At 46.5% G+C, this 2308-nt stretch carries 5 protein-coding genes; all 5 read right to left on the bottom strand.

Going from position 1 to position 2308, the window contains the following annotated elements; translation table 11 throughout:
* Positions 1-542, bottom strand: a 542-nt coding sequence (locus NFR99_RS15115) for an AAA family ATPase (protein ID WP_251354066.1), incomplete at its 3' end; no start/stop codon positions are given.
* Entirely contained in the window at positions 529-684 is a 156-nt protein-coding gene (locus tag NFR99_RS15110) for a hypothetical protein (protein ID WP_251354065.1), read from the bottom strand. The genes NFR99_RS15115 and NFR99_RS15110, both read right to left, overlap by 14 nt.
* Positions 674-1009, bottom strand: a complete 336-nt coding sequence (locus NFR99_RS15105; protein ID WP_251354064.1) for a plasmid mobilization protein — start codon at positions 1007-1009, stop codon at positions 674-676. Before NFR99_RS15105 ends, NFR99_RS15110 begins: the two co-directional genes overlap by 11 nt.
* 1 nt (position 1010) lies before the next feature.
* On the bottom strand, positions 1011-2090 hold the full coding sequence (locus NFR99_RS15100; RefSeq protein ID WP_251354063.1) for a site-specific integrase: 1080 nt from the start codon (positions 2088-2090) through the stop codon (positions 1011-1013).
* A complete protein-coding gene (locus NFR99_RS15095; RefSeq protein ID WP_160254217.1) occupies positions 2091-2279 on the bottom strand; it encodes a helix-turn-helix transcriptional regulator in 189 nt (62 codons plus the stop codon).
* Between the last annotated feature and the right edge of the window lie 29 nt (positions 2280-2308).

The raw sequence follows: 2308 nt of genomic DNA, 5'->3' as shown, positions 1-2308 counted from the left end.
TAATTTGCTTTGCCGCCCTGTACTTTATTCAAGTGTCCGACAAGGATAACGGCGCACCCATATTTTTCTGCTACCCGACCTAACTGCGAAAGGACATTGCGGACTTCGTTTGCCCTGTTCATATCAATTTGGGAACCGATATACGCTTGTACGGGGTCTAAAATAATTACCCTTGCGCCCGTTTCAATAATTGCCTGTTCAATTCTTTCATCAAGCATTGAAAGCGCAGCTTCCGACTCGTCAATTACCTTAATTTGCGTACAGTCGGCATTAGCTGCAAGCAGACGGGGCTTAATTGTATCGCCAAGTCCATCCTCTGCGGTTTGGTAAATAATTCTTATTGGCTCACGCTCCGTATCATCACAAGGCAGTTTATCTCCCCTTGATAAGATAGCAGCTAACTGTAAAATCATCATTGTTTTTCCATCGCCGGGGTCTCCGTGGACAATGGTTATCTTTCCATAAGGAATATACGGATACCAAAGCCACCCGACCTCGGTTGCAGGTATCTCGTCCATGTTCAAAATTTTAAGCTCGACCATTGCAGCCACCGCCTTTTTCTACGAAAATATTGAATTTTTCGGTATTTAGGGTTATACTATTACTACTACATTTTTGAATTGGCTGCTCCGTATCTGCGCCAACAGATACAACAGGAGCAGTCACTTCTTTTTTATCCGTCATTTTCACATTCTCCTTTCAGACCGCCGAGGATCACCGCAATCAGTTCGATTGTGTCAAGCAGTTCTTCATTTACGCCCCCGCCCGCTTCAATCCTCTGCAATTCTGCAAGGACGGCGGCAAGCTCATTGCGGAGCACCTTATACACCCTCGGATTGCCCTGCACGACCACGTCTTGGCATAAGAGCCGCCTTGTGATATAGTCCTGCTTGGTAAGCCCCGAAAGCCGCACCGCTTTGTCAATCCGCTCATTTTCTTCGGGAGATACCCGAAAAGCGATGGTTTTATTCCTCCAACGGTTGCAGTTGTCCAAATTCTTTGCCGACATATCAAAAACCCCCCTTCCCTAAATCGTCCAGCCTGTCTGCCATTTCCGTCTGCTTTGACGGAAACAGGTGAGCATATCTATAAGTGATTTCAATGCTCTCATGCCCTACTCGGTCAGCAATCGCCACCGCCGAGAACCCCATGTCAATCAACAGGCTGATATGGCTATGCCGCAAATCGTGAATCCGTATGCGTTTCACCCCTGCGGCTTTTGCACCTCTGTCCATCTCGTGATGGAGATAGCTCTTTGTTATTGTAAAGATACGGTCTTTCTTCTTTAAGCCATACAGCATACCGACATACTCCTGCATTTCCTCGCAGAGAAACTTTGGCATCTTGATTGTGCGGTTGCTCTTTTTCGTTTTCGGAGAGGTAATCACGTCCTCCCCATGCAGGCGTTGGTAAGATTTGTTAATCGTGACCGTTTCCTTATCAAAATTGAAATCAGCGGCGGTCAAAGCTAATAATTCTCCCTCTCGAATTCCGCACCAGTAGAGCATTTCAAAGGCGTAAAAGGAAACTGGCTTGTCCATCATTTCATCCGCAAACCTCTTATATTCTTCTTTCGTCCAGAACAGCATTTCCTTGTGTTCCTCGCTCCCCATGTTCCCCGCTTTTGCCGCAGGATTGGAGCGCAGGTCGTAATAACGCACCGCATGGTTAAATATCGCTGAAAGCTGGTTGTGTACCGTTTTCAGATACGTCTGCGAATAGGGATTGCGTTTTTCATCACGGTAGGCAAGCAGTTCATTCTGCCATGCAATAATTTCCTTTGTGCCAATCCCGCTAATCTTCATCTTCCCGAAGTACGGGAGAATCTTCGTCCGAATGATATGCTCTTTTGTCAGCCAAGTGTTTTCTTTCAATCTGTTCTTGACATCATTCGCATAAAGCTCTGTAAAGGCTTCAAAATCCATGTCAAGGTCAGCGGAATTTTGCAACTGGAATTTCCGCTCCCACTCCTGCGCCTCCCGCTTTGTGGCGAACCCACGCTTGCATTTCTGTTTCCGTTCGCCCTTCCAATTCACATACCTTGCCATCACATACCATGTGCCGTTGCCCTCGTTCTTAAATACTGGCATTTACACTTCCCCCTTTCCTGCCCCGTAAAGCCTTTCTTGAAAATACTGGCGGTTTACTCTCCCTGCAATCGTGATAAATCCCTGCTCCTTCAGCTCGTCATTCAATTTCTTGATGAGCTTGTAAGCGTAAGGCTTTGATACGGAAAGCTCCTGCGCCACCTCATCCACACGGATAAATTTGTTGTCCATACAACCTCTCCTTTCTTGTTAAGCGTTTT

Source organism: Hominisplanchenecus murintestinalis, assembly GCF_943193015.1.
GTDB lineage: Bacteria > Bacillota > Clostridia > Lachnospirales > Lachnospiraceae > Hominisplanchenecus_A > Hominisplanchenecus_A murintestinalis.
The sequence above is the reverse complement of the archived record's forward strand: the minus strand, read 5'-3'. Positions and strand labels throughout refer to the sequence as shown.